Here is a 26,189-nt window from a genome sequence, read left to right on the forward strand (position 1 = left end):
ATAAAAAAAGAAAAGGCGCAGACATCTGCGCCTTTTTTATGGAAGTGAAACTATGAAAATACTGCAAATTGCCGTCGGGATTATTCGCAACCCGCAAAACCAAATCTTCATCACCCAGCGCGCTGCCGACGCCCATATGGCGAACAAGTGGGAGTTTCCTGGTGGGAAAATCGAATCAGGAGAAACGCCGGAAGAGGCGCTGGTGCGTGAGCTGCAGGAAGAGGTGGGGATTACCCCGCTTGGCGCCACGCTGTTTGATAAGCTGGAATACCAGTTTCCCGACAGGCACATCACGCTGTGGTTCTGGCTGGTGGAAAGCTGGGAAGGTGACCCATGGGGAAAAGAAGGACAGCCGGGTAACTGGGTGGAACTTCAGGCCAGTGATGCCGATAAATTCCCGCCAGCCAATGAGCCTGTGATCCGCCGCTTAGCGGCAAATATGTAGGCCTGCCGGACGAAGCGCCAGCAGGCTTTGAACGTTACTGCTGGCTTTCGCTCCAGTCATCGCTATCCGAGAGGTCCCCTTCGCTCGGAATACGTTTCTCTTCCGCCGCCCATTCGCCCAGGTCAATGAGCTGACAGCGCTTGCAGCAGAATGGGCGAAATGGACTCACTTCGCCCCAGACAACGGTTTTGCCACAGGTTGGGCAGTTTACGGTGGTGACGTCAGACATTGGCACTCCTTAACAACAGGCCAGTTCAAAATCGAGGCGTTCCGGCACGGTGCCATTTTCACTGTCCAGCGGCATAAAGCGGATCGCGAAACGGCTTTTATGCCCGGAAATTTGTGGATAAAGCTGCTCGCCAAGAGACAGATTTAGACGCAGAAGATCGGCGTCGTCGCCGTTGTCCTGATAAAAACCGTTGAGACTGGTTTGCTTGCGGAATGGGGCAGAGTTACGCACAAGATCGAGGATCAGCGATAACGTCTGATTCATCGGCTCCAGGCTGCCCAGCCAGCTGTTTACCTGACGATCGCGCTGTTCCTGCGGCATATGCAGCCACATATGCAGCGTTGGCAGGTCAAAGCTACAGCAACCGCCCGGTATGCTCAGGCGCTGGCGCACCAGCGCAATCAAACGGTCTTCTCGTAAATATTGCCCAACGCGCGGCGCTGCCATCAGCGTTGTGCTGCTGTTTTTCAATTGCTGACGTAAGGCGTCAATCCGGCTTTGATCCACGCCCGGCACTTCGGCCCAGGCCTGTAATTTACGCTGCTGGCGCTCCAGCTCTTTCAACAGCTCCGTACGGACATCGCCACGCTCAATCACATCCAGCAGATCGCCTACGTTGCGAAAGAAGTGCAACGCCGTGGCATGATCGTTAACAGGAAGATGTTGTGAAAGCTGTTGGATAAGAAATTCAATGCGCAGCCAGGTACGCATTTTTTCATTAAGCGGGTGCTCAAAAAGAATGTGAGTGGACATTATGGTTTTTCCTGTGCAACGGCCTGCGCGGCGAACGTCAGATACTGCGCGTGCAGACGGGCAACATCCGATGCAATGGCATCTGGTGCGCCGTTATTATCAATAACATCATCCGCAACGGCAAGGCGCTGAGCGCGCGTGGCCTGAGCGGCAAGAATTTGTTCAGCATGTTCACGCGAGACGTGATCGCGCGTCATGGTTCGCTGGATTTGCGTTTCGGGTGTGACATCAATCACCAGTACCCGATTGGCTTTCTTATACAGCTGATTTTCCACCAGGAGCGGAACCACCCACAGGACATAGGGCGAGCGGGCTGCGGCTATCTGACGCTGAGTTTCCTGGTGGATAATGGGGTGGAGCAGGGCATTAAGCCAGGCTTTTTCCGCAGAATCAGAAAAAATATATTCGCGAAGCTGACGGCGGTTCAGCGTGCCGTCGGCATTGATGATTGCCTGACCGAAATGGTCTGCGATGGCCTTTAGCGCGGGTGTATCGGGCTCTACCACCTGACGGGCAATAATATCGGCATCAATAATCGCGATGCCGAGACGAGAAAACGCGTCCGCAACGGTACTTTTGCCACTACCGATGCCGCCGGTTACTGCGACGATATACCCCATTAAATCAAATCCTGGGAATTATTCATTATGAAAATCAGTTGCTTAAAAAACAAACGTGCGACAGTAATTGTTTGATTCTCTTTACCCGCTTTTTACCAGGTAAATTTATAGGATTGTAGCGTAAAAAAAGAGAATTTCGCAGTCTTGCGGAGCAGGTATTAGTGCGTATGATAGCGTCACTGGAGTTGTGCTTTTAACATATTTGCCTCTAACCCCAGGAATCCGCACATGCGTATCGAAGAAGATCTGAAGTTAGGTTTCAAAGACGTTCTTATCCGCCCTAAACGCTCTACACTGAAAAGTCGCTCAGACGTTGAACTCGAACGTCAATTCACCTTTAAACACTCCGGTCAGACCTGGTCTGGCGTGCCAATCATTGCTGCCAACATGGATACGGTCGGTACCTTTGAGATGGCAACGGCGCTGGCTCAGTTCGATATTCTTACTGCAGTCCACAAGCACTACACTCCTGAAGAGTGGAACGCGTTTGTTGCGTCCGCCTCTGCTGATGTGGTGAAGCACGTGATGGTCTCCACGGGTACCTCCGATGCAGATTTCGAAAAGACCAAACAGATCCTGAATGCCAACCCAGCGCTTAGCTTCGTTTGTATTGATGTGGCGAACGGTTACTCCGAGCACTTCGTACAGTTCGTCAGCAAGGCGCGCGAAGCCTGGCCGAACAAAACTATCATCGCGGGCAACGTGGTGACCGGTGAAATGTGTGAAGAGCTGATCCTTTCCGGTGCCGACATCGTGAAAGTGGGCATTGGCCCGGGCTCCGTATGCACCACGCGCGTTAAGACCGGAGTTGGTTATCCGCAGCTTTCCGCGGTCATTGAATGTGCCGATGCGGCGCACGGCCTGGGCGGCCAGATTATCAGCGACGGCGGTTGCACCATGCCGGGCGATGTCGCAAAGGCCTTTGGCGGCGGCGCGGACTTCGTGATGCTCGGCGGTATGCTGGCAGGTCACGAAGAGAGCGGCGGCACCGTAGTGGAAGAGAACGGCGAGAAATTCATGCTGTTCTACGGTATGAGCTCTGAGTCCGCGATGACCCGTCACGTCGGTGGCGTGGCTAAATACCGTGCGGCAGAAGGCAAAACCGTGAAGCTGCCACTGCGCGGTCCGGTTGAAAACACCGCGCGCGATATTCTCGGTGGCCTGCGCTCAGCCTGCACCTACGTAGGTGCATCCCGCCTGAAAGAGCTGACGAAACGCACGACGTTTATTCGCGTTCAGGAGCAGGAAAACCGCGTTTTCAATAGCCTGTAATGGCTTTCGCTGGCGCATGCCCGTGCGCCAGCGCTGTTGCACTACCCCGCGCTCATCGCATCTCCCAGATGGAAAATCGGCAGATACATTGCCACCACCAGCGTGCCGATGATGACTCCAGTAACAACCAGCAGCAGCGGCTCCAGAAGCGCCGCCAGGTTGTCTGCCCGTTGAAAGGTCTGTTCCGTGTGATGGCGGGCAAGGTTTGCCAGCATGACGTCCAGCGAACCTGACATCTCGCCGGTTCGTAAGAGCTGGATGCAGAGCGGGGTAAACATCGCCGCTTTCTGGAAGGAAGACCAGACGGGGAGACCTTTTTCGATGTCCTCCCTTATGCTGCTGAGTATCCCTTGCCAGTACCGGCTTTCAGCGGTCTCTTCTGCGCTCTCAAGACCCTGTAAGAAGGCAATGCCCGCCTGCTGCGTAAGTGACAGCACGGTGAAGATCTGCCCCAGCTTTTGCCCTTTCGCCAGCGCTCCCATTACGGGAAAACTCAGCAGAATACGCTGCCAGCGAGGATGGTGACGCAGAGCCCAGGCAGCGGTTACGGGAACAAGTAGCATCGCGAACAGCACGAGGGCATATGACTGCATAAACGCGGCTATCCCCATCACTATTCGCGTCAGTGCCGGAAGCGGGGTGTTAAACGTTTTGTAAATCGCGGCAAACTCGGGCAAAACCAGGGTGACCATTGCCAGCACGACGAGCACCGCCAGCGTCAGGACGATCGCCGGGTAGCGCAGCGCTTTTTTCACTTTCGCGTTGAGTTGCTGCTGCGCTTTTTGCTGCTCTGCAAGCTCCCGGCAGCACGCTTCAAGCTTCCCTGTTAGCTCTCCGGTTTTCACCATTGAGATATGCAGTGGGCTAAAGACTGCTGGCCACCGTTTAAGCGCCTCAGAAAAAGGACGCCCTTCGCTGAGTTCATCGGCAACGCTTTGCAGTAGCCCCCGCCACGGTTCTACTGGATGCTGGTCTGCCAGCATTTGCAGACTATGTGCGAGCGTCAGGCCGGCCTGCAGAAGCGTTGCGAGCTGACGAAACATCTCGTAGCAGTGATGTGGACGCCAGCGGTGTCTTTGAGCGCATCGGGTCAGGGCCAGGGGATGGAGGTCGTTACGCATCAGCCTGGTGAAGGCCGCGCTGCGGTCTGTGGCCCAGAGAACCCCGCTTCGGGGTTCTCCTTCAGCGGAGATTGCTCGCCAGCGCCAGAGTTGATTAACGGCCATCGGGCATTCCCAGAACACGCACTAACTCTTCAAGCGTAGTGAGCCCTTGCTCGACGGCCATGCAGCCGTGTTCAAACAGCGAGATGAGTCCCGCCTGCCGTGCACTGGCTTCTATCACCTCAATGCCTGCCCCGCTGGCAATCGCCTGGCGCAGGGGATTATCGATCGCAAGCGCTTCAAAAATGGCCACGCGGCCGTAAAAACCGTGATAACAACGATCGCAGCCTGCGGGCTGCCAGCGAGGAAGTTGCCGCGTCCAGGCCGAGCGCGGTAAGTCCGTATGCTCCCCTGTTTTCTGTCGGCAGTGCGGGCAAAGGCGTCGAACCAGCCGCTGGGCAATCACCATCGAGAGCGCGGAAGAGATCATCCAGCGTGCAATGCCCATCTGCTCCAGACGAATGAGGGTTTCCATCGTCGAGTTGGTGTGCAGCGTCGACAGCACCAGGTGTCCGGTCTGTGCGGCTTTGATGGCAATTTCTGCCGTTTCACCATCACGAATTTCCCCAACCATAATGATGTCCGGATCCTGACGGAGCAGCGCCCTCAGTACGCTCTGGAATGTTAAGCCCGCGCGGGGGTTAATCTGAGTCTGATTTAACCCTACAAGCGGGATCTCAATGGGATCCTCAACGCTGCAGATGTTGACGTCAGGGGTGTTACGCGCCTGCAGCGCGCTGTAGAGCGTTACGGTTTTGCCGCTGCCCGTCGGGCCGGTGACCAGAATTAGCCCCTGAGGCTGGTGGAGTACCTCATTAAAACAGGCCAGCTGTTTAGCGCTCATGCCAAGCGCGCTCGGTTCCAGCGCCTGCTGAACCTGGTGCAGCAGGCGCAGCACAATCTTTTCCCCGCCGCTGCAGGGAAGCGTGGAGATACGAAACGAGACTGGCTCGTTTGTCAGCTCAATCGTAAACTGACCGTCCTGCGGTAAGCGGCGTTCTGCAATATCCAGATTACCCAGCACTTTTAACCGGGCGCTGAGCATCGTCGTCAGCGCGGCGGAAAGGGGAGGCTGCGGGTAAAGTACCCCGTCGATACGCAAGCGGATCTGGCACGCGTGTTCCATCGGTTCGATATGGATGTCAGACGCGCGCTGGTTTATTGCCTGCTGCAGCGTGTGGTTGAGGATATCCACCGCGGAGTGGGGTTGTGAAACGACAGGCAGATGCGATTGCGCGGTTAACTGCCGGTGCTTTTCCATGCGTTCAGCGCTCCAGCATTCGATATCAATCCGCTTCTGGGTCGCGAAGCGCAGGGCCTCCATCAGTTCAGGCGCGGGGTTTCCCACGACGGCGATGCTAATCATGTCGCTGTCGCTGGTGAGCAGCAGCGCATGGTGGCGAAGACAAAGTGCCACGAGTTGATCGGTGTTCATTATCCGCTCCTCAGTGAGTGTCGAAGCGGAAGACGTCTTCGCAGGCCTGCTTAAGCGCGCTGTCAGCACTGATGTTGCAGTCACGCGTCCAGCCCGTCATACCGTTGCCGTTGTTCCACTGTGGCGTCATGGTTACCGTCAGCCCGTTCAGGCTTTCCTGGCCCGTTAAGGCCACGACCCCTTTCGCTACGCTCATTCCTGAAACGTAACGCGTCGTGGCAGGAGAGGGAATACCGTTACTGCCGGCATCGCAGCTTTCCACGCCGCCGCGATCGAGCGCGCAAAGCTCAATGGCGGTACGGTAAGGCACGAAAGTTTGCAGCATATCGGTGAGGGCTGCTTTACGCAGGTAGTTCTGATAGGCGGGAACGCCGATGGCGCTCAGAATCGCAATAATGCCAATAACCACCATCAGCTCAATGAGCGTGAATCCTTGTTGTCTGTCCATATCTGCTCCTTATGCAAAGTGGCGCTACTTTGTCAGCGGGACAGGGCAGAAACGAGGGGCAAATAAGGGAACGGGAAAGAGGCTTCAGAGAATTCATTCCGTGTTGCAGGAAGAGACAATGGATTTGCGAGCAGAGCTGAAATTCCCCCCTCCGGGCAGAGAGGGGAGCGCGCGTTATTTGAAGCGCATTGAGAGGTCGAGGGCGCGAACGTGCTTGGTCAGCGCGCCGACGGAGATGTAATCCACGCCGGTTTCAGCGAACTCACGGATCGTGTCGAAAGTGACGTTTCCGGAGACTTCAAGCTGGGCCCGGCCGTTGGTCAGTTTCACCGCCTCGCGCATCTGCTCCGTCTCGAAGTTATCGAGCATGATGATATCGGCCCCGGCCTTAATCGCCTGCTCCAGCTCTTCCAGGCTTTCAACTTCCACCTCAACCGGCACATCCGGGTGCAGCCAGAAGGCTTTCTCCACCGCCTGACGTACGGAGCCAGAAGCAATTATGTGGTTCTCTTTAATCAGGAAGGCATCGGATAAACCGAGACGATGGTTTGCGCCGCCGCCGCACAGTACCGCATACTTCAGGGCGGTGCGCAGACCTGGCAGCGTTTTGCGGGTATCCAGCAGCTGGGTTCGGGTGCCGGCCAGCAGGTCAACGTAGCGGCGAGCTTCACTGGCGACGCCAGAGAGCGTTTGGACAAAATTGAGCGCGGTACGCTCGCCGGTCAGCAATACGCGGGATGGCCCGTCCAGCTCGAAGAGTGGCTGATTGGCGGTCACCGCATCACCATCTTCAACGTGCCATGTCACCTGCACATCGTCGCCCGCCAGCTGAGTAAAGACCTCTTCAACCCAACGCTTGCCGCAAAAAACGCCCTCCTCACGGGTGATAATGACCGCGTGCGAGCGTGTCTCTTTTGGCAACAATTGTGCGGTAATGTCTTTATCGGCGTTAACGTCACCCCCCAGGTCTTCTTTCAACGCATGGGCGACGCTTGCCGGAATATCCATATTAATACGTTCCAGAAGCGCTTCACGTCGGTGGTCGGGGTTGTAGCGGCGAGGCGGCATGATAAAACTCCAAATTGGTAACGAATCATAATATTGAAACATGCTACTCTGAACCGAGTCATTGCACCATACAGAAGGAGTTCCAGCATGTTGTTAGAAAACGGATGGCTGGTGGATGCGCGGCATGTGCCCTCGCCGCACCACGACTGCCGCCCGGAGGATGAAAAGCCCACACTGCTGGTGGTTCATAATATTAGCCTCCCGCCGGGTGAGTTTGGCGGCCCGTGGATCGATGCGTTATTCACGGGAACGATAGATCCCAATGCCCATCCTTTCTTCGCTGAGATTGCGCATTTGCGCGTGTCGGCTCACTGCCTGATTCGCCGTGATGGTGAGGTGGTTCAGTATGTTCCTTTTGATAAGCGTGCCTGGCATGCCGGTGTGTCGATGTATCACGGGCGCGAACGGTGCAACGATTTCTCAATAGGGATCGAGCTGGAAGGCACGGACACGACCCCCTACACCGATGCTCAGTATCAGCAGCTGGTTGCTATTACCCACACGCTTATCGGACTCTACCCGGCAATCGCCGACAATATTACCGGGCACAGCGATATCGCTCCGGCGAGAAAAACCGATCCCGGCCCGGCATTTGACTGGTCACGGTTTCGCGCCATGCTTGCCGCGTCGTCAGAATAAGGAGATACCATGACGTTGTTTACCATGCTGCTGGTTATCATCGCTGAACGCCTGTTCAAGCTCGGCGAACACTGGCAACTGGATCATCGGCTGGAAGTGTTATTCCGCCGCATCAAGCACTTTTCCATGCTGCGCACGCTGCTGATGATGGCGGGCGTGATGGCGATTACCTTCCTGCTTCTGCGCTCGCTGTACGGACTGTTTTTCAACGTGCCGCTGCTGGTGGTGTGGATCCTGCTCGGCGTGCTGTGTATTGGTGCGGGCAAGGTGCGCTTGCACTATCATGCCTACCTGAAAGCTGCCTCCCGTGACGATGCCCACGCGCGCGGCGCGATGGCGAGCGAGCTGACGATGATCCACGGCGTGCCGCCGGACTGCGACGAGCGCGAGTTCCTGCGCGAGCTGCAAAACGCGCTGCTGTGGATTAACTTCCGCTACTACCTGGCACCACTGTTCTGGTTTGTGGTGGGCGGCCCGTGGGGGCCGGTACTGCTGATGGGCTATGCGTTTCTGCGCGCCTGGCAGACCTGGCTTGCCCGTTATCTGACGCCGCATGAGCGTTTGCTGTCCGGCATTGATGCCATCCTGCACGTGCTCGACTGGCTTCCGGTGCGCCTGGTGGGCGTGGTGTACGCGTTAATTGGCCACGGTGAAAAAGCGCTGCCCGCATGGTTCGCTTCTCTTGGCGACCGCCATACGTCGCAGTACCAGGTGTTAACGCGCCTGGCGCAGTTCTCGCTGGCGCGTGAGCCGCATACCGACAAGATTGAAACGCCAAAAGCGGCCGTTTCAATGGCGAAGAAAACGTCGTTTGCGGTGGTCGTGATTGTGGCGCTGCTGACCATTTACGGCACGCTGGTGTAACCCAGCGCGCCGCAAACGCTACAGCGTATCCGCAGGCGGGATGCCGAAATCAGGCATCCCGTTTTCGTCCCTGCGGACAAGCTTCAGGCGGGTATGACGGTTCGGATCGTACAGCGGATCGCCCTCAATTTCGGTGTAATTACGCGCGTGATACACCAGTACATCTTCCCCTTCCGGCGTTTGCGTAAAGCTGTTGTGTCCTGGCCCGTACTGGCGGTTCTCAAAGCTGGTGACGAAAACAGGGCGAGGGGATTTGTGCCAGTTTGCCGGGTTTTGCGGATCGGCGTTCATATCTATCCACAGTAATCCCATGCAGTAGTTCTCATCGGTGGCGCTGGCAGAGTAGCTGATAAACAGCTTATCGTCATGGAACAGCACCGCAGGGCCTTCGTTGACCCAGAAACCGCGGCATTCCCAGTCGTATTCCGGTTTGCTGAGCATCACCGGCTCGCCTTTCAGCGTCCACGGATTCTCCATTTCGCACAGATAAAGATTGGAGTTGCCGGTGATATTCGGCGCTTTCTGCGCCCATAAATACCAGCGTTTCCCCTGATGAACAAAGGTAGTGGCGTCCAGGGCGAAGGTGTCGAACTGCGTTTTTATCTGACCTTTTTCCGTCCACGTACCGGTGAGCGGATCGCCGTCAGCACATTCAATGGCGAACATGCGGTGCTGGAACATCCCGAGCGCGTCGAGCGCCTGGGTGTGCGTCGCGGCAAAATAGATGTACCACTTGCCGTCGACGTGGTGCAGTTCGGGCGCCCAGATTAGCTGGCTCATCGGGCCGGTGTCGGGTTTGCGCCAGACTACCACCTCTTCAGCGTCGCGTAGCCCTTCCAGCGAGTCTGCGCGGCGGATCGCCAGCCTGTCGTACTCCGGCACGGAGGCGATAAAATAGTACTGCCCCTCATGGCGTAAAATGTACGGGTCGGCGCGTTGTTCGATAAACGGATTTGGCCAGGTTTGCATTCGGCTTTCCTTATTTAGTCTCAGCGGCTTTAAGTTCCTGATAGTCGTTCAGCTCGCGGTAGTTGGTGCGGCGCTTCTCCAGATCGGCCTGAATCTGCTTCATGGTTTCGCGATCCACCTTCAGCAGACGTACCACGCCCGCGGTAATTAAGTATCCAATGCCGGGAATAACGGTAAAGAGCAGCACGATCCCGTTAATGGCGTCCGCGCTCTGTGCTTTCGCGCCCGCGTCATAACCGTACCAGGAGAGCAGGAAGCCGACCATCGCACCGGCAATCGCAAGGCCCAGCTTCAGGAAGAAGATGTTGCCGGAGAAGCTGATCCCGGTGATGCGTTTCCCGGTCTTCCACTCGCCGTAGTCGTCCACGTCGGCCATCAGCGACCAGTGCAGCGGAGACGGGATCTGGTGCAGGATGTTCAGCAGGACGTAGAGCACCACAATGGTGACGGTGGCTTTCGGGTCGAAGAAGTAGAAGGCGCAGGAGAAAATCGCCAGCACGATGTTGGTCCAGAAGAAGACCTTCAGCTTGCACCAGCGGTCAGTCAGCACTTTTGCCAGCACGCTGCCGAGCATCATGCCGACAACGCCCAGGCTGATAAACAGGGTGGCGAAATGGGTGCTCTGGCCCATCACCCAGGTGACGTAATACATGGTCGCCGCCATGCGGATAAAGCCCGGGCAGACGTTGCACAGCGTCAGCAGCAGAATGCGTACCCACTGGTCGTTCTTCCACACGTCTTTCAGGTCATTTTTCAGCTCGTCGTTGGTCTGTACCGCCGGGCGTACGCGCTCGCGCACGGTGGCGAAGCAGAACAGGAACATACAGGTACCTGTCAGCGCCAGGACGGTCATTGCCATCTGGTAGCCCTTGGCTTTGTTATCCCCGCCAAACCAGTCGGCCATCGGCAGCAGCGTTAATGAGAGCAGCAGCGTGGCGATGCCGACCAGCACGAAGCGATACGACTGGCAGGCCACGCGCTCTTTTGGATCGTTGGTGATTACCCCACCTAACGAGCAGTAGGGGATGTTGATGGCGGTATAGGTGAGAGACAACAGGAAGTAGGTGACAAACGCATAGATAACTTTGCTGTTATAGCTCCATTCCGGGGTGGTGAACATCAGGATGCTGAACAGCGCGTAGGGGAAGGCAATCCACAGCAGCCATGGACGAAACCGGCCATATTTACTGCGGGTACGGTCGGCAATCGCCCCCATGATCGGGTCCGTTACGGCGTCAATCACGCGGACGGAAAGCAGCAGTACGCCGACCAGCGCAGGCGCCAGGCCAAAAATATCCGTGTAGAAATAGTTAACAAACAACATGATGGCGCCGAAGATAATGTTGCATCCCGCGTCGCCCATCCCATAGCCGATCTTTTCTTTTACTGACAGTTTGTTGTTATCCATCGACAGCTCTCCGGTTTACGGTATGGAGAGAATTATTTGCTGGCAAAGGAATATATGCGTTGCAGTATCAGGGCGGTGATATGGATAAATGCGCTATGGGCGTGAAAGTGTGAGGGAGGTAACAACGCGCGGCACCCGCAAAAGCAAGGTGCCGCGGTGGGAGGCTTAGTGCGCCTTCATGGCATTACGGCTTTTCTGGCTGAAGAGATAGCCAACGCCAAGGATCGCAATCCAGACCGGGATCAGGTAGACGGAAATCGCCATACCCGGCGTGATCAGCATGATCACCAGCACGGCCGCCATAAACAGCAGGCAGATCCAGTTACCCAGCGGATACAGCAGGGCAGGGAAGCGCGTAGTGACGCCCTGCTGCTGCTTCGCGCGGCGGAACTTCATATGCGCCAGGCTGATCATTGCCCAGTTGATGACCAGCGCAGAGACCACCAGCGCCATCAGCAGGCCAAACGCCGATTCCGGTGCCATATAGTTAATCAGCACGCACAGCGCGGTCACGATGGCTGAAACAATGATGGTATTGACCGGCACGCCGCGTTTATCAACGTTGAGCAGCATCTTAGGCGCGTTGCCCTGCTGGGCAAGGCCGAACAGCATGCGGCTGTTGCAGTATACGCAGCTGTTGTAAACGGAGAGCGCTGCAGTCAGCACCACGATGTTAAGGGCGTTTGCGACGAAGGTGTCGCCCAGCTCATGGAAGATGAGAACAAACGGGCTGGTGTCAGCGGTCACGCGCGTCCACGGCAACAGGGAGAGCAGCACGGCCAGCGAGCCCACATAGAAGATCAGGATGCGGTAGATAACCTGGTTAGTGGCTTTCGGAATGCTCTGCTCCGGATTGTCGGCTTCTGCGGCGGTGATGCCCACCAGCTCCAGGCCGCCGAAGGAGAACATAATGATCGCCATCATCATCACCAGACCGGTCATGCCGTGAGGCAGGAAGCCGCCCTGTTCCCAGAGATTACGCACGGTAGCCTGCGGGCCGCCGTTGCCGCTGAACAGCAGCCAGCCGCCAAAGATGATCATCGCCACAACGGCAATCACTTTGATGATGGCAAACCAGAACTCCATCTCGCCGAACACTTTCACGTTGGTCAGGTTAATGGCGTTGATAATCACGAAGAATGCCGCTGCGGAGGCCCAGGTGGGGATCTCGGGGTACCAGAACTGAATGTACTTCCCGACGGCGGTCAGTTCTGCCATTGCAACCAGAACGTACAGCACCCAGTAGTTCCAGCCGGAGGCAAAACCCGCGAAGCTGCCCCAGTATTTATAGGCAAAATGGCTGAATGAGCCTGCTACCGGCTCTTCAACGACCATTTCTCCCAGCTGGCGCATAATCAGAAAGGCAATAAAACCGGCAATCGCGTAACCCAAAATAATGCCGGGACCGGCTGACTGGATAACGGATGCGCTGCCCAGAAACAGGCCGGTACCAATCGCACCGCCCAGTGCGATGAGCTGTATATGGCGGTTTTTAAGCCCGCGCTTTAGCTGATCGCCGTGCTGTTGAGCTTCCATTTGAAACCTCGTGTGTGGTTGTTATGTTCACGCTGAGCGTGTGTAATTATGAAAGTCCATATTCTGTATTTATTTCTTTACGGTTAAACAAACCGAAAAAAGCGGTGATGACTTCCGTACGCGCCAGAATAGTGGTAAGCGCCTGCGAATGCACCTGCTTTATGAAGGGATGCTGACGACTTGAATAAAAAGAAAGCATTTGTAAATCGGCCCGCTTATTCTTCCTAACCCAACCTATAGAATAGAAATGCTTATTAAGTGGACGAATTTTCATTATTTGCCCTGTTGAATCGCTTCAGATTGCAAAAACCCTCGTTTCATTATGGTTAAAACTCCCTCTTTGGGAGTAATCAACTCATTTGTGCAAAGTTACATTTCTGAAACGTTATTTCTGTAAGGTTGTTAAAATGTGCAGGGTTTACTGATTTCAATCAAAACCAATATGGACAGAAGGTGAATACTTTGTTACTTTAGCGATACGAACCAGAAACTGGTAAGACCAATTGACTCCGGGCAAAAAGGCGTAAGACAGGGAATATGGCCTACAGCAAAATTCGCCAACCAAAACTATCTGATGTGATTGAGCAGCAGCTGGAGTTTTTAATCCTCGAAGGGACTCTGCGCCCGGGTGAGAAACTTCCGCCAGAACGCGAGCTGGCAAAACAGTTCGACGTTTCACGCCCCTCTCTGCGTGAGGCGATTCAACGCCTCGAAGCAAAGGGCTTGCTGCTTCGTCGCCAGGGCGGCGGAACCTTTGTGCAAAACAGCCTGTGGCAGAGCTTCAGCGATCCGCTGGTAGAACTTCTCTCTGACCACCCAGAATCCCAGTTTGATCTGCTTGAGACCCGTCACGCGCTGGAAGGTATTGCGGCCTATTACGCCGCCCTTCGCAGCACTGATGAAGATCGCGTGCGTATCCGCGAACTGCATCAGGCCATTGAACGGGCACAGCAGTCCGGCGATTTAGACGCCGAGTCCAGCGCCGTCGTCCAGTATCAAATCGCCGTCACCGAAGCGGCACACAACGTGGTGCTCCTCCATCTGCTACGCTGCATGGAGCCGATGCTGGCCCAGAACGTTCGTCAGAATTTTGAATTGTTGTATGCCCGTCGGGAGATGCTCCCACTGGTAAGCAACCATCGCACCCGAATATTCGAGGCGATAATGGCCGGGGAGCCGGAGCAGGCGCGCGAAGCGTCGCACCGTCACCTGGCTTTCATTGAGGAAATCTTGCTGGACCGCAGCCGTGAACAATCGCGTCGCGAACGTTCATTACGCCGCATACAGCAACGAAAGGATTAAGCGCCAGGTACTTTTAGAGCGCGGCAACTAAACGCAGAACCTGTCTTATTGTGTTTTCTGACGAAAATACAATGGGACAGGTTCCAGACAAATCAACGTATTAGATAGATAAGGAATACCCCCATGTCAGAACGTCTCCAAAATGACGTGGATCCGATCGAAACTCGCGACTGGCTACAGGCGATCGAATCGGTCATCCGTGAAGAAGGTGTTGAGCGCGCTCAGTATCTGATTGATCAGCTGCTTTCTGAAGCCCGCAAAGGCGGCGTGAAGGTTGCTTCAGGTGCAGGGGCTAGCAACTACGTAAACACGATTGCCGTTGAAGACGAACCGGAATACCCGGGCAATCTGGATCTGGAACGTCGTATCCGTTCTGCAATCCGCTGGAACGCCATCATGACCGTTCTGCGCGCATCCAAGAAAGACCTGGAGCTGGGTGGCCACATGGCGTCCTTCCAGTCTTCTGCAACCGTTTACGAAGTGTGCTTCAACCACTTCTTCCGTGCAGCGAACGAGAAAGACGGCGGCGATCTGGTGTACTTCCAGGGCCACATCTCTCCGGGCATCTATGCACGTGCATTCCTGGAAGGTCGTCTGACCGAAGAGCAGATGAACAACTTCCGTCAGGAAGTTCACGGTAAAGGTCTGTCTTCTTACCCGCACCCTAAACTGATGCCTGAATTCTGGCAGTTCCCTACCGTATCTATGGGTCTGGGTCCAATCGGTGCGATCTACCAGGCTAAATTCCTGAAGTACCTGGAACACCGTGGTCTGAAAGACACCTCCGAGCAGACCGTTTACGCCTTCCTTGGCGATGGCGAAATGGATGAGCCAGAATCCAAAGGTGCGATCACCATCGCAACCCGTGAGAAGCTGGACAACCTGTGCTTCATCATCAACTGTAACCTGCAGCGTCTGGATGGTCCGGTAACCGGTAACGGCAAGATCATCAACGAACTGGAAGGCATCTTCGCAGGTGCTGGCTGGAACGTGATTAAAGTGATGTGGGGTTCCCGTTGGGACGAACTGCTGCGTAAAGATACCAGCGGTAAACTGATCCAGCTGATGAACGAAACCGTTGACGGCGACTACCAGACCTTCAAATCCAAAGACGGTGCCTACGTGCGTGAGCACTTCTTCGGCAAATATCCTGAAACCGCCGCACTGGTTGCAGACTGGACTGATGAGCAGATCTGGGCGCTGAACCGCGGTGGTCACGATCCGAAGAAAATCTACGCTGCACTGAAAAAAGCGCGCGAAACCAAAGGTAAAGCGACTGTAATCCTGGCCCACACCATTAAAGGTTACGGCATGGGTGATACCGCAGAAGGTAAAAACATCGCTCACCAGGTTAAGAAAATGAACATGGACGGCGTGCGTTACATCCGCGACCGTTTCAACGTTCCAGTGACCGATGAGCAGGTAGAAAACCTGTCTTACATCACCTTCCCGGAAGGTTCAGAAGAGCACAAGTATCTGCACGAACGTCGTCAGGCGCTGAAAGGCTACCTGCCTGCTCGTCAGCCTAACTTCACCGAGAAGCTGGAACTGCCGGCGCTGGAAGACTTCTCTCAACTGCTGGAAGAGCAGAACAAAGAGATCTCTACCACCATCGCTTTCGTTCGTGCCCTGAACGTGATGCTGAAGAACAAGTCGATCAAAGATCGTCTGGTTCCAATCATCGCCGACGAAGCGCGTACTTTCGGTATGGAAGGTCTGTTCCGTCAGATCGGTATCTACAGCCCGAACGGCCAGCAGTACACCCCGCAGGACCGTGAGCAGGTTGCTTACTACAAAGAAGACGAGAAAGGTCAGATCCTGCAGGAAGGTATCAACGAGCTGGGCGCAGGCGCATCCTGGCTGGCTGCTGCGACTTCTTACAGCACCAACAACCTGCCGATGATCCCGTTCTACATTTACTACTCCATGTTCGGGTTCCAGCGTATCGGTGACCTGTGCTGGCAGGCAGGCGACCAGCAGGCTCGCGGCTTCCTGATCGGTGGTACTTCCGGTCGTACGACCCTGAACGGTGAAGGTCTGCAGCACGAAGATGGCCACAGCCACATTCAGTCTCTGACTATCCCTAACTGTATCTCTTACGATCCGTCTTACGCGTACGAAGTGGCAGTCATCATGCATGACGGTCTGCAGCGCATGTACGGTGAAGCGCAAGAGAACATTTACTACTACATCACCACCCTGAACGAAAACTACCACATGCCGGCAATGCCAGCAGGTGCCGAGGAAGGGATCCGTAAAGGTATCTACAAACTCGAAACCATCGAAGGTAGCAAAGGTAAAGTTCAGCTGCTGGGCTCCGGCTCTATCCTGCGTCACGTGCGTGAAGCAGCGCAGATCCTGGCGAAAGACTACGGCGTGGGTTCCGACGTGTACTCTGTAACTTCCTTCACTGAACTGGCGCGTGATGGCCAGGATTGTGAGCGCTGGAACATGCTGCACCCAATGGAAACCCCACGCGTTCCGTACATCGCTCAGGTGATGAACGACGCGCCAGCGGTGGCATCTACTGACTACATGAAACTGTTCGCTGAGCAGGTTCGTACTTACGTTCCGGCTGATGATTATCGCGTACTGGGTACTGACGGCTTCGGTCGTTCTGACAGCCGCGAAAACCTGCGTCACCACTTCGAAGTTGATGCTTCTTACGTGGTTGTAGCAGCACTGGGCGAACTGGCTAAACGTGGCGAAATCGATAAGAAAGTGGTTGCGGACGCAATTACCAAATTCAACATCGATGCAGAAAAAGTTAACCCGCGTCTGGCGTAAGAGGTAAAAGAATAATGGCTATCGAAATCAATGTACCGGACATCGGGGCTGATGAAGTTGAAATCACCGAGATCCTGGTCAAAGTTGGCGACAAAGTTGAAGCTGAACAGTCGCTGATCACCGTAGAAGGCGACAAAGCCTCTATGGAAGTCCCGTCTCCTCAGGCTGGCATCGTTAAAGAGATCAAAGTCTCTGTTGGCGATAAAACCGAGACCGGCAAACTGATCATGATTTTCGATTCCGCCGACGGTGCAGCAGCTGCTGCACCTGCGCAGGAAGAGAAGAAAGCCGCTCCGGCCGCCGCTGCTCCAGCAGCTGCCGCGAGCGCGAAAGAAGTGAACGTGCCTGACATCGGCGGTGACGAAGTTGAAGTCACTGAGATCCTGGTAAAAGTGGGCGATACCGTTGCGGCCGAGCAGTCACTGATCACCGTAGAAGGCGATAAAGCCTCTATGGAAGTGCCGGCGCCGTTCGCCGGTACCGTTAAAGAGATCAAGATCAACACCGGTGATAAAGTGTCTACCGGCTCCCTGATTATGGTCTTCGAAGTGGCGGGTGCTGCACCTTCTGCCGCGCCTGCACAGGCTGCTGCTCCGGCTCCGGCGGCTGCACCAGCGGCTGCTGGCGGCGCGAAAGACGTTAACGTACCGGACATCGGCGGTGACGAAGTTGAAGTGACCGAAGTGATGGTAAAAGTGGGCGACAAAGTTGCCGCTGAACAGTCACTGATCACCGTTGAAGGCGACAAGGCTTCTATGGAAGTCCCTGCGCCGTTCGCCGGTACCGTTAAAGAGATCAAAATCAGCACCGGCGACAAAGTGTCTACCGGCTCTCTGATCATGGTCTTCGAAGTGGAAGGCGCTGCGCCTGCAGCAGCTCCAGCTGCCGCGGCTGCTCCAGCACCGGCTGCTGCACCGGCTCAGGCTGCTAAACCCGCAGCTGCTCCTGCTGCTAAAGCAGAAAAATCTGAGTTCGCTGAAAACGACGCTTACGTCCACGCTACCCCGCTGATTCGCCGCCTGGCGCGCGAGTTCGGCGTGAACCTGGCGAAAGTGAAAGGAACCGGCCGTAAGGGTCGTATCCTGCGCGAAGACGTGCAGACCTACGTGAAAGACGCGGTGAAACGCGCCGAAGCTGCACCAGCTGCAGCCGCTGGCGGCGGTATCCCGGGCATGCTGCCATGGCCGAAAGTGGACTTCAGCAAGTTCGGCGAAATCGAAGAAGTGGAGCTGGGCCGCATTCAGAAAATCTCTGGTGCGAACCTGAGCCGTAACTGGGTGATGATCCCGCACGTTACGCACTTCGACAAAACCGATATCACCGATCTGGAAGCGTTCCGTAAACAGCAGAACGCCGAAGCTGAGAAGCGTAAGCTGGACGTGAAATTCACCCCAGTGGTCTTCATCATGAAAGCCGTTGCCGCTGCCCTTGAGCAGATGCCACGCTTTAACAGCTCCCTGTCCGAAGATGGTCAGAAGCTGACGCTGAAGAAATACATCAACATCGGTGTTGCGGTTGATACGCCAAATGGTCTGGTTGTTCCGGTCTTCAAAGACGTGAACAAGAAGAGCATTACTGAGCTGTCCCGTGAACTGACCACCATCTCCAAAAAAGCGCGTGATGGTAAGCTGACTGCCGGCGAAATGCAGGGCGGCTGCTTCACTATCTCCAGCATCGGCGGCCTGGGTACCACCCACTTCGCGCCGATTGTTAACGCGCCGGAAGTGGCTATCCTCGGTGTGTCCAAGTCCGCGATGGAGCCGGTGTGGAACGGCAAAGAGTTCGTGCCGCGTCTGATGATGCCAATCTCTCTGTCCTTCGACCACCGCGTGATCGACGGTGCTGATGGTGCACGTTTCATCACCATCATCAACAACACCCTGAGCGACATTCGCCGCCTGGTGATGTAATCGAAAAGCCGGCCGCTCGGCCGGCTTTTTTCTGATAACCTCATGGGGTTTATGAGGTTATGGGTGAAAGCGATAATTCGTGAGCCGTTTGTTGTTTCAAAATTGTTAACAATTTTGTAAAATACGGGCGGATAGAACGACCCGGTGGACGACGGGTATAAATTAAGAGGTCATGATGAGCACAGAAATCAAAACTCAGGTCGTAGTACTTGGGGCAGGCCCAGCAGGTTACTCCGCAGCATTCCGCGCAGCGGATTTAGGTCTGGAAACCGTCATCGTAGAACGTTACAGCACCCTCGGCGGTGTTTGTCTGAACGTCGGCTGTATCCCTTCTAAAGCGCTGCTGCACGTAGCGAAAGTTATCGAAGAAGCCAAAGCGCTGGCTGAACACGGTATCGTCTTCGGCGAGCCGAAAACTGATATCGACAAAATTCGTACCTGGAAAGAGAAAGTTATCACTCAGCTGACCGGCGGTCTGGCGGGTATGGCCAAAGGCCGTAAGGTGAAAGTGGTAAACGGTCTGGGTAAATTCACCGGTGCGAACACCCTGGAAGTTGAAGGCGAAAACGGCAAAACCGTGATCAACTTCGACAACGCGATCATCGCGGCAGGCTCTCGCCCAATTGAACTGCCATTCATTCCGCATGAAGATCCACGCGTGTGGGATTCCACCGATGCTCTGGAGCTGAAAACCGTTCCTAAGCGCCTGCTGGTCATGGGCGGCGGTATCATCGGTCTGGAAATGGGTACTGTGTACCATGCGCTGGGTTCAGACATTGACGTGGTTGAAATGTTCGACCAGGTTATCCCGGCTGCTGACAAAGACATCGTTAAAGTCTTCACCAAACGCATCAGCAAGAAATTCAACCTGATGCTGGAAACCAAAGTGACTGCCGTTGAAGCGAAAGAAGACGGTATTTACGTTTCCATGGAAGGCAAAAAAGCCCCATCCGAACCACAGCGTTACGACGCCGTGCTGGTGGCTATCGGTCGTGTGCCGAACGGTAAAAACCTCGATGCGGGCAAAGCTGGCGTGGAAGTGGACGACCGTGGCTTCATCCGCGTTGACAAGCAGCTGCGCACTAACGTGCCGCACATCTTTGCTATCGGCGATATCGTCGGTCAGCCAATGCTGGCGCACAAAGGTGTTCACGAAGGTCACGTTGCCGCTGAAGTTATCGCCGGCATGAAGCACTACTTCGATCCGAAAGTCATCCCATCTATCGCGTACACCGAGCCAGAAGTTGCATGGGTCGGTCTGACCGAGAAAGAAGCGAAAGAGAAAGGCATCAGCTACGAAACCGCCACCTTCCCGTGGGCTGCTTCTGGCCGTGCTATCGCGTCCGACTGTGCTGACGGTATGACCAAACTGATCTTCGACAAAGAGACTCACCGCGTGATCGGTGGTGCGATTGTCGGCACCAACGGCGGCGAGCTGCTGGGTGAAATCGGTCTGGCTATCGAAATGGGCTGTGATGCGGAAGACATCGCACTGACCATCCACGCTCACCCAACTCTGCACGAGTCCGTGGGCCTGGCGGCTGAAGTGTTTGAAGGCAGCATCACCGACCTGCCAAACGCGAAAGCGAAGAAGAAATAAGTTTCTTCAGATGAAAAAAAGCGGCCAATGGCCGCTTTTTTTATGCGCTGTGTTTAGGGTGCCACCGGCTGCCAGGTTTTATCAGGGCTGTAGGCGGCTAGCGCACGGGCTTTCTGCTCTGAATCACTGCCGAGATCGGACTGGTACACCTTGTCGTCCTGGTTAATCACAAAGCTCATTACGCCCGTCTGACCATAGCTGACCGGCCAGGCCACCATCGCAAAACCGTGATTATCCGGCAGGATGTGGAAGCGATAGCCGTGGTAACCCGCACCCGGCTCTTTCGGACTGAACGCCGGGCCAAGCGGGCTCGGCGTTTCTCCGGGCGAGACGGGCCAGTACAGACCGTCCTTTTTCCCTTCAGAGCTGACAATCTTCTGCGCGTATTTCTGGTTCATCGCAAAATAGCTCTGCTGGGCATCTACGTAGGCATGCAGGGCTTCAATGGCGGCGAGCTCGTTACGCCCAATTTCGCGGGTCAGGATCTCCTCGGCCCCTTCTTTGATGTCAAACTGCCAGCCGGAGGCGGTTTTGATCACCGGGATGGGAAGCTGCCAGCCGCTGTTTCCGACCACAAGATGCGCCGTATCCCCTTCGACAACGGTGTTATGACGGACGTTCCAGTCGCGCAGGAAGCGATCGACCGCATCCGGATCAACGCCTTCAGGCGGCAGAAAATCGCGCCAGTTTTCGCCGAGCAGATTGTTCATCGCACTTTCGTTTTGCTCGCTGATGGCGCTTGCCAGCGCATTGGTTGCCTGTTCTGGCGAACTGAAGGATTGCTGCGCCATAACGGTCGCCGAAGCCATGAACAATACTATTCCACTGAGTAATTTACTTTTCATGTCGGCTCCCTTAACGATGACGGAATTCACGGCGTTCTACACGTTCGCCAGAAACCTGGCGCGATTGCTGTTGGCGAGCAGCGAGCTGCCGACTCTGTGCACCTCGCTGCTGCTGCGCCTGCCAGTTGGCGGAGCGGCTGTCGTTGCCGCTCAGGGCATTGGCGCGATGCAGCCTGGCTGGCTGCTGTACCGTCTGTGAAGCCCGCTTCTCCTGTCTGTGCACGGCAGTCTGGTGATTTTCACGCTGCGGTGTACTCGCGCGTTTTACGGTCTGCGGCCTGGCGTCATACCCACGATAGTTATTGCGCTGCGAAATCTGCGCTAACTGCTGCGTCGAGGCCAGACGCTGAGCATCCCGCGTGCCGGTGCGCGGGAAGGTTTTTCCAGTTGATTTTTCCATCTGGCTGAGCGCGGCCTGGCGCTGGCTGTCGCGATTAACCGGCTTTTGCTGCGTTGCGCTTAGCCCTGTGGCTGTATTTGTGGAGTGGAAACGGTTAGCCAACTGATTATTCGGGTAGGGAACGCCCTCACGATAGGCCGGATTGTGCTGCCATGTGCGGTTGATATCGGTGAGATGCTGGCCGCTGATTCTGTTGAAATTATCAACGTTAATATTGATGTTGTTATCACCGTTGTGGTTATAGCCGCCGTGATTATCCCAGTCGTCATGGTGATGATCCCAGTCATCGTCATCATCCCAGTCGATATTGCTGAAGATGGCGTAGGTTGTTGCGACCCCGAGACTGAAACCCAAACCTTTGACCAGGCTGTCGGTGAATTGCTCGCCGGGGGAGGGCGGGAGATACACCGGCGGGTAAGTGGTGTTGGGCCATGTACCGTAAACCGTATTTGGGTTATAGGTGGGAACGTAAACCACCTGCGGATCGGCGGATTCAATTTTAATGACCGTCGGATTGCTGGTTGTTTCCGTTGCCGTTGCCGTTGTTGATGTTGTTTTTGCCGGTGCGGGCTTCGTGACGGTGGTGACTGTCTGCTGCGGCGTGGATTGCAGCGCACCCGCTTGTTGCGCCAGCAGGCGCAACCGTTGCACCGAATCCATCACGTCTTTCGGCTGCGCGAGAAACGCATCCCCCAGATTTTGTACCCACGGCGGATTTTCACCCATCAGCGACATCAGCTGAGGAAACGCGACCAGCGATTTCACGCTGGGATCCCACGGCTGATTGGCCACCGCCTGAATGGCGGCATCACCCTGCATTTTAGGATTGTCCTTTGACCACTGCGCCGCCTGGATAACGTTAGACGGATAGGTTGACGCCATTAAAATCTGCGACAGCAGGGCATCCGGATAGAGCGCAATGGGGGCAACCCACTGGTCGATTTGCGCGGCAGTGTAGGTTGGCGCGACAACCGGAGCGGGCTGGGCTGCGGCAGGCGCCGGTGCAGCCGGCTGTTGTGCGACGGGGGCAGGCGCAGCGGGCTCCGTTGCGCGTCCTTTGACAAACATCACGCCCGAGGCGGCAAACAGCCCGGCACTGCACAGAAGGACGAGCAGGTGAGGCTTAAAAGGCAACTTCATAAAATGACTCCGATGAGACAAGCGCTGTGCCGTGAGGCGTTACGGTTGGCGTGAGTATCAATTACACGTCTTTTACTTTTTTGACTTTTATTGGGAAGCGTTCGGTGTGTCCTGATAAAGAGTGTGAGTATTTATTACGCAATTATATGCGATGCGGGAAAAACCGGAGGGAATTCAGAAGGCCGCTCTTGCGAGCGGCCAGCAGCTAGTTCATGGCCCGGTGACTGGTTGCTACACCAGCGAAGCAGGCCGGGGGCAACAGTATTACAGCCGAAATGGACTGAAAATAGGTGAAATGCAGTTTCATCCTTTTTCATTCGAAACTGGATGGCAGCTCGTAAACATAAAATATGTGCTTGCGGATCTGCATACTCAGGAACATTATTCATGCCGAGTGCATTGCCGCAAATCTGCCAGCCCGGTGTGCTACCACCGCAAGGCAACAAAATAACCGCTACCAGGCGGTTTTTTTGTACCCAAAATTCATCTCGACCCCCCGCTACACCATGCTTAACGATTCAGCAAATTTTTTAATGTTGCTTTTTTGTAAACGGATTAACACTGTGCAGAAATCCTGCTATGCTGCCCGACGCGGTATCGGGCATTTACCCTACAAACTGCTGTCTCACAGGAGCGTGAAGAGAACGCCCGCCGCATATGACAATGAGAGCGAGGAGAACCGTCGTGCTAGAAGAATACCGTAAGCACGTAGCAGAACGTGCCGCCGAGGGAATTGTACCCAAACCTTTAGATGCAACCCAAATGGCCGCGCTCGTCGAGCTGCTGAAGAACCCGCCTGAGGGCGAAGAAGAATTCCTGTTAGATCTGCTGATCAACCGCGTACCGCCTGGCGTAGATGAAGCTGCCTACGTAAAAGCCGGATTCCTTGCTGCTATCGCCAAAGGCGAAGCCACCTCCCCACTGGTTACTCCTGAAAAAGCCATTGAACTGCTTGGCACCATGCAGGGTGGTTACAACATTCATCCGCTGATTGACGCGCTGGATAACGACAAGCTGGCACCGATTGCCGCTAAAGCGCTCTCTTCCACGCTGCTGATGTTCGATAACTTCTACGATGTGGAAGAAAAAGCCAAAGCGGGCAACGTCTATGCGAAGCAGGTGATGCAGTCCTGGGCTGATGCCGAATGGTTCCTGAACCGTCCAGCGCTCGCTGAAAAAATCACCGTGACCGTCTTTAAAGTGACCGGTGAAACCAACACCGATGACCTCTCTCCGGCGCCGGATGCGTGGTCTCGCCCGGATATTCCTCTGCACGCCCTGGCGATGCTGAAAAACGCCCGTGAAGGCATTGAGCCGGATCAGCCAGGCGTTGTTGGCCCGATCAAACAGATCGAAGCGCTTCAGAAGAAAGGTTTCCCGCTGGCCTATGTCGGTGACGTTGTCGGTACTGGCTCTTCCCGTAAGTCCGCCACCAACTCCGTGCTGTGGTTCATGGGCGACGACATTCCGCACGTGCCAAACAAGCGCGGCGGCGGCCTGTGCCTCGGCGGCAAAATTGCGCCAATCTTCTTCAACACCATGGAAGATGCGGGCGCGCTGCCGATCGAAGTGGATGTGAGCAATCTGAACATGGGCGACGTGATTGACGTCTATCCGTTCAAAGGCGAAGTGCGTGACCACGAGACCAACGAGCTGCTGGCAAGCTTCGAGCTGAAAACTGACGTGCTGATCGACGAAGTGCGCGCCGGTGGCCGTATCCCGCTGATCATTGGTCGTGGCCTGACCACCAAAGCGCGTGAAGCGCTGGGTCTGCCGCACTCGGACGTTTTCCGCCACGCGAAAGACGTTGCGGAAAGCAACCGCGGCTTCTCGCTGGCACAGAAAATGGTGGGTCGCGCGTGCGGCGTTGCCGGTATCCGTCCTGGCGCGTACTGCGAGCCGAAGATGACCTCCGTGGGCTCTCAGGACACCACGGGCCCAATGACCCGTGACGAACTGAAAGACCTGGCGTGCCTGGGCTTCTCGTCTGACCTGGTAATGCAGTCATTCTGCCACACGGCGGCCTATCCGAAGCCGGTTGACGTAACCACGCACCACACGCTGCCTGACTTCATCATGAACCGCGGCGGCGTTTCTCTGCGTCCGGGTGACGGCGTGATTCACTCCTGGCTGAACCGCATGCTTCTGCCGGATACCGTCGGTACCGGCGGTGACTCCCACACCCGTTTCCCAATCGGTATCTCCTTCCCGGCGGGCTCCGGTCTGGTGGCGTTTGCTGCGGCGACCGGCGTAATGCCGCTGGACATGCCTGAGTCGGTGCTGGTGCGCTTCAAAGGTAAAATGCAGCCGGGCATCACCCTGCGCGACCTGGTTCACGCGATCCCGCTGTATGCGATTAAACAGGGCCTGCTGACCGTTGAGAAAAAAGGGAAGAAAAACATCTTCTCCGGCCGTATCCTGGAAATTGAAGGTCTGCCGGATCTGAAAGTGGAGCAGGCGTTCGAGCTGACCGATGCCTCCGCAGAGCGTTCTGCGGCGGGTTGTACCATCAAGCTGAACAAAGAGCCGATCGTTGAGTATCTGACCTCCAACATCGTGCTGCTGAAGTGGATGATTGCGGAAGGCTACGGCGACCGTCGTACGCTGGAGCGTCGTATTCAGGGCATGGAAAAATGGCTGGCGGATCCACAGTTGCTGGAAGCCGACGCAGACGCAGAGTACGCGGCGGTGATCGACATCGATCTGGCGGATATCAAAGAGCCTATCCTGTGTGCACCGAACGATCCGGACGATGCGCGTCTGCTCTCTGACGTGCAGGGCGATAAGATCGACGAAGTGTTCATCGGCTCCTGCATGACCAACATCGGCCACTTCCGTGCTGCCGGTAAGCTGCTGGATACCCACAAAGGCCAGCTGCCGACCCGTCTGTGGGTGGCTCCTCCAACCCGAATGGACGCGGCTCAGCTGACCGAAGAGGGCTACTACAGCGTGTTTGGTAAGAGCGGTGCGCGTATCGAAATCCCTGGCTGTTCCCTGTGTATGGGTAACCAGGCGCGCGTGGCCGACGGTGCGACGGTGGTCTCCACCTCAACCCGTAACTTCCCGAACCGTTTAGGTACCGGTGCGAACGTCTACCTGGCCTCTGCGGAGCTGGCGGCGGTTGCGGCGCTGATTGGCAAACTGCCAACGCCGGAAGAGTACCAGACCTTTGTGGCTCAGGTGGATAAGACGGCGGTGGATACCTACCGCTATCTGAACTTCGACCAGCTCTCTCAGTACACCGAGAAGGCCGACGGGGTTATCTTCCAGACGGCAGTATAAAAAACGCCCCCTCACCCTGGCCCTCTCCCCAAAGGGGAGAGGGAATATAACCCCCTCACCCCTTTGGGGAGAGG

At 55.7% G+C, this 26,189-nt stretch carries 22 protein-coding genes; 9 read left to right on the forward strand and 13 right to left on the reverse strand.

Annotated features, from left to right (window positions below; translation table 11 throughout):
- Positions 1–52: 52 nt before the first annotated feature.
- Complete coding sequence (gene mutT, locus URZ40_RS18405) at positions 53–445, forward strand: 8-oxo-dGTP diphosphatase MutT (RefSeq protein ID WP_116342516.1); 393 nt, start codon at positions 53–55, stop codon at positions 443–445.
- Between the two features lie 34 nt (positions 446–479).
- On the opposite strand, the gene yacG is transcribed toward mutT, so the two are convergent.
- Genes yacG through coaE form a run of 3 tightly spaced genes read right to left on the reverse strand, consistent with a single transcriptional unit; the run spans position 480 to position 2,047 of the window.
- The gene (gene yacG, locus URZ40_RS18410; protein ID WP_028015516.1) at positions 480–674 is read right to left on the reverse strand and encodes a DNA gyrase inhibitor YacG; all 195 of its coding nucleotides are present in this window, start codon (positions 672–674) and stop codon (positions 480–482) included.
- 9 nt (positions 675–683) lie between these two features.
- Entirely contained in the window at positions 684–1,427 is a 744-nt protein-coding gene (gene zapD / locus URZ40_RS18415) for a cell division protein ZapD (protein WP_028015517.1), read from the reverse strand.
- A complete protein-coding gene (gene coaE, locus URZ40_RS18420) occupies positions 1,427–2,047 on the reverse strand; it encodes a dephospho-CoA kinase (RefSeq protein ID WP_116342518.1) in 621 nt (206 codons plus the stop codon). Before coaE ends, zapD begins: the two co-directional genes overlap by 1 nt.
- A gap of 228 nt (positions 2,048–2,275) precedes the next feature.
- Between coaE and URZ40_RS18425 the strand changes: the two genes are divergently transcribed.
- On the forward strand, positions 2,276–3,319 hold the full coding sequence (locus URZ40_RS18425) for a GMP reductase (protein ID WP_166710124.1): 1,044 nt from the start codon (positions 2,276–2,278) through the stop codon (positions 3,317–3,319).
- Positions 3,320–3,360: 41 nt separating this feature from the next.
- On the opposite strand, the gene hofC is transcribed toward URZ40_RS18425, so the two are convergent.
- The 4 genes from hofC to nadC form a co-directional block, all read right to left on the reverse strand.
- Positions 3,361–4,545 (reverse strand): protein transport protein HofC, encoded by a 1,185-nt coding sequence (gene hofC, locus URZ40_RS18430; RefSeq protein ID WP_320720964.1) that lies wholly within the window; start codon positions 4,543–4,545, stop codon positions 3,361–3,363.
- Positions 4,535–5,917, reverse strand: coding sequence for a type II secretion system protein GspE (gspE, locus tag URZ40_RS18435; protein ID WP_320720965.1), 1,383 nt, complete (start codon positions 5,915–5,917; stop codon positions 4,535–4,537). Before gspE ends, hofC begins: the two co-directional genes overlap by 11 nt.
- 10 nt (positions 5,918–5,927) lie before the next feature.
- Positions 5,928–6,365 carry a prepilin peptidase-dependent pilin gene (gene ppdD, locus URZ40_RS18440; RefSeq protein ID WP_163330323.1) on the reverse strand — a complete coding sequence of 146 codons (438 nt, stop codon included), beginning with the start codon at positions 6,363–6,365 and terminating at the stop codon, positions 5,928–5,930.
- A gap of 174 nt (positions 6,366–6,539) precedes the next feature.
- A complete protein-coding gene (nadC, locus tag URZ40_RS18445) occupies positions 6,540–7,433 on the reverse strand; it encodes a carboxylating nicotinate-nucleotide diphosphorylase (protein WP_320720966.1) in 894 nt (297 codons plus the stop codon).
- An 87-nt stretch (positions 7,434–7,520) separates the two neighbouring features.
- On the opposite strand from nadC, the gene ampD reads away from it, so the two are divergent.
- Positions 7,521–8,072, forward strand: coding sequence for a 1,6-anhydro-N-acetylmuramyl-L-alanine amidase AmpD (ampD, locus tag URZ40_RS18450; protein ID WP_116342530.1), 552 nt, complete (start codon positions 7,521–7,523; stop codon positions 8,070–8,072).
- A gap of 9 nt (positions 8,073–8,081) precedes the next feature.
- Positions 8,082–8,936, forward strand: a complete 855-nt coding sequence (gene ampE / locus URZ40_RS18455; protein WP_116342532.1) for a beta-lactamase regulator AmpE — start codon at positions 8,082–8,084, stop codon at positions 8,934–8,936.
- Positions 8,937–8,954: 18 nt separating this feature from the next.
- Here ampE and URZ40_RS18460 read toward each other — a convergent pair whose 3' ends face one another.
- The 4 genes from URZ40_RS18460 to URZ40_RS18475 form a co-directional block, all read right to left on the reverse strand.
- On the reverse strand, positions 8,955–9,905 hold the full coding sequence (locus tag URZ40_RS18460) for a family 43 glycosylhydrolase (protein ID WP_320720967.1): 951 nt from the start codon (positions 9,903–9,905) through the stop codon (positions 8,955–8,957).
- Between the two features lie 10 nt (positions 9,906–9,915).
- Positions 9,916–11,313 (reverse strand): glycoside-pentoside-hexuronide (GPH):cation symporter, encoded by a 1,398-nt coding sequence (locus URZ40_RS18465; RefSeq protein ID WP_116342536.1) that lies wholly within the window; start codon positions 11,311–11,313, stop codon positions 9,916–9,918.
- 165 nt (positions 11,314–11,478) lie between these two features.
- Entirely contained in the window at positions 11,479–12,849 is a 1,371-nt protein-coding gene (aroP, locus tag URZ40_RS18470) for an aromatic amino acid transporter AroP (protein WP_028015528.1), read from the reverse strand.
- A gap of 46 nt (positions 12,850–12,895) precedes the next feature.
- The gene (locus URZ40_RS18475; RefSeq protein ID WP_116342538.1) at positions 12,896–13,123 is read right to left on the reverse strand and encodes a hypothetical protein; all 228 of its coding nucleotides are present in this window, start codon (positions 13,121–13,123) and stop codon (positions 12,896–12,898) included.
- A gap of 263 nt (positions 13,124–13,386) precedes the next feature.
- Between URZ40_RS18475 and pdhR the strand changes: the two genes are divergently transcribed.
- The 4 genes from pdhR (at position 13,387) to lpdA (ending at position 20,448) form a co-directional block, all read left to right on the forward strand.
- Positions 13,387–14,151, forward strand: coding sequence for a pyruvate dehydrogenase complex transcriptional repressor PdhR (gene pdhR, locus URZ40_RS18480; RefSeq protein ID WP_014882565.1), 765 nt, complete (start codon positions 13,387–13,389; stop codon positions 14,149–14,151).
- A 123-nt stretch (positions 14,152–14,274) separates the two neighbouring features.
- Positions 14,275–16,938: a pyruvate dehydrogenase (acetyl-transferring), homodimeric type gene (aceE, locus tag URZ40_RS18485; RefSeq protein ID WP_028015529.1), complete on the forward strand. Its 2,664-nt coding sequence runs from the start codon at positions 14,275–14,277 to the stop codon at positions 16,936–16,938.
- Between the two features lie 14 nt (positions 16,939–16,952).
- Positions 16,953–18,848, forward strand: coding sequence for a pyruvate dehydrogenase complex dihydrolipoyllysine-residue acetyltransferase (gene aceF / locus URZ40_RS18490; RefSeq protein WP_316379688.1), 1,896 nt, complete (start codon positions 16,953–16,955; stop codon positions 18,846–18,848).
- Positions 18,849–19,023: 175 nt separating this feature from the next.
- Complete coding sequence (gene lpdA / locus URZ40_RS18495; protein ID WP_023332094.1) at positions 19,024–20,448, forward strand: dihydrolipoyl dehydrogenase; 1,425 nt, start codon at positions 19,024–19,026, stop codon at positions 20,446–20,448.
- A gap of 53 nt (positions 20,449–20,501) precedes the next feature.
- Here the strand turns inward: lpdA and URZ40_RS18500 are convergent, their stop codons facing one another.
- Together URZ40_RS18500 and URZ40_RS18505 are read right to left on the reverse strand one after the other, a co-directional pair.
- Complete coding sequence (locus tag URZ40_RS18500; RefSeq protein WP_320720968.1) at positions 20,502–21,293, reverse strand: DUF2950 family protein; 792 nt, start codon at positions 21,291–21,293, stop codon at positions 20,502–20,504.
- Between the two features lie 10 nt (positions 21,294–21,303).
- Entirely contained in the window at positions 21,304–22,833 is a 1,530-nt protein-coding gene (locus URZ40_RS18505) for a DUF3300 domain-containing protein (protein WP_316379687.1), read from the reverse strand.
- 684 nt (positions 22,834–23,517) lie between these two features.
- Between URZ40_RS18505 and acnB the strand changes: the two genes are divergently transcribed.
- On the forward strand, positions 23,518–26,115 hold the full coding sequence (gene acnB, locus URZ40_RS18510; protein WP_316379686.1) for a bifunctional aconitate hydratase 2/2-methylisocitrate dehydratase: 2,598 nt from the start codon (positions 23,518–23,520) through the stop codon (positions 26,113–26,115).
- Positions 26,116–26,189: the final 74 nt, after the last annotated feature.

Origin of the sequence: Enterobacter sp. 296B2, assembly GCF_034106185.1 — a bacterium.
In the GTDB taxonomy this organism is placed as follows: domain Bacteria; phylum Pseudomonadota; class Gammaproteobacteria; order Enterobacterales; family Enterobacteriaceae; genus Enterobacter; species Enterobacter cloacae_N.